The sequence below is a fragment of the Halobacillus sp. A1 genome, assembly GCF_024189295.1.
Lineage (GTDB): Bacteria > Bacillota > Bacilli > Bacillales > Halobacillaceae > Halobacillus_A.
Genome location: NZ_JAIZEN010000057.1, coordinates 1 through 1638 on the forward strand (window position 1 = coordinate 1; position 1638 = coordinate 1638).

Annotated in this window: 2 protein-coding genes; both read left to right on the forward strand. The window is 35.0% G+C overall.

What is annotated here, in order from left to right:
* Window positions 1-175 precede the first annotated feature (175 nt).
* Window positions 176-529: a hypothetical protein gene (locus tag LF817_RS19940; RefSeq protein WP_253937561.1), complete on the forward strand. Its 354-nt coding sequence runs from the start codon at window positions 176-178 to the stop codon at window positions 527-529.
* Window positions 530-813: 284 nt separating this feature from the next.
* On the forward strand, window positions 814-1332 hold the full coding sequence (locus LF817_RS19945) for a DinB family protein (protein WP_253937562.1): 519 nt from the start codon (window positions 814-816) through the stop codon (window positions 1330-1332).
* Window positions 1333-1638: the final 306 nt, after the last annotated feature.

The following is a 1638-nucleotide window of genomic DNA, read 5'->3' on the forward strand; positions in this document are numbered from 1 at the left end:
TAATGACCGTGAGGGATATACAGAAGCAAAAACAGAATTTATAAATAAGGTGCTATTTAACTAAAGGGTTCGTTAGTTACCATTTCCTACAAAATATCTCGAAATCAAGTCTTCCAGTAATTGGGGCGATTGCTCAATAGAGTAACCTGAAGAAGAGATAGTAAAAGGGGGAAATATGCAAAAGAAATTATTGGGGAGTTTATCCATATTATTGCTGTTAATAGTAGCTTGCGGACGCGAAGATGATAATGTTTATAATGCCGATTTCCAAGGTTCAATTCTTGAAGTAAAAGAAAATAGTATCATCGTAGGAGAAGATGATGTAGATCCAGAAGCATCTTATCCAACATATGAAATTTTGATCGATGATAAGACTAAGTTCAGTGGAGAAGTGGAAGCATTTAAGGATTTAGATGAATATGTAAATCAAACTGATCATCCAATTGTGCATTTATGGGTAATCGACAAAGGGCAAGATAACGAAATCGACAATAGGATAGCGAGCAAAGTTATTGTAGAAAAAGAGTAAACCACAGTAGCAGATATCTCAGTTTCAAGTCTTCCTGAAATGGGGGCAATTCTATAATAATGGGATCGACTCCTTCAAGTATTAAAAAAACCACGAATCGTCCTTCAAACACGGGGTTGGAGGCTTCTATATATGGTAAATTAATACGTAACCGGGGGAGAAAAAGCCGGCAATGGGAGCCGCGATTTATCCGATAACTTCTTTATTGAAATTATTGGTAATCAAAATGGTATAGTTCATAATTAGATATGAGTTGTATTAAACATGAAAGGGAGTATTTTTGAATGACACAGCTTGGATTACAGTTGTATAACTATAATGAATGGGCAAACCAACAAATTTTTAACCGACTAAAAGAGCTTCCGAAAGATGTTTATCGTCAAGAAATTGAAAGTGTCTTCTCCTCGATATCTAATGTATTTGCTCATGTTTATCTATCTGATCTTGGATGGATAGAGGTTTTTTCTGGTAAAAGTATGAACTATGCGTTGGAGTTGGCTTCTCAACAAAAAAGAGAAACAGAGTCAAAAGGAATAGATGAAATGGAAGCCATGTTTTTAAAGTTATCAGAGAGATACAAGTTGTTCCTAAGTAAAAAGGAGAATGTAGACAAACCTATTGAAATTGAGAATCCCTCAGGTGGTTTAATGAAAACAAGTGTGTCCGAGCTAGTGACACATGTTGTAAATCATGGGACGTATCATCGCGGGAATATTACAGCTATGTTAAGACAAATGGGTTATGTTTCTGTAGGGACAGATTATGGTCTTTATTTATTTTTAAGTCAAAGGGAAAAGACATAAAATACCAAGGAGTTGTTATTGGAAGAATATTTTACAAAAAAATAGTTTTTTTAGCATTTCAAAATGCTTCCCGCGGTGGAGAAATTGAAATGGACATCACGGGATATAAATAAGAGTTAATTGGTGATTGTGTAATTTTAATTGAAGGGCATTTTCACAAAAGAATTATTACATAATCGGGGGCAATTCTGAAACAGAAGAATGTTAGTAAAATTCTAACATTCTTTGCTTCTTCTGGTTTGGATGCTTGGAGCAAATAGGAAGCCACTCAAGAAGCCTCCAATTGCTGAACCAGTTATGGCATTC

Bases quoted from the DNA above. Each gene is read 5' to 3' on its own strand.
- LF817_RS19940 (WP_253937561.1), top strand. From the start codon at position 176: ATGCAAAAGAAATTATTGGGGAGTTTATCCATATTATTGCTGTTAATA.
- LF817_RS19945 (WP_253937562.1), top strand. From the start codon at position 814: ATGACACAGCTTGGATTACAGTTGTATAACTATAATGAATGGGCAAAC.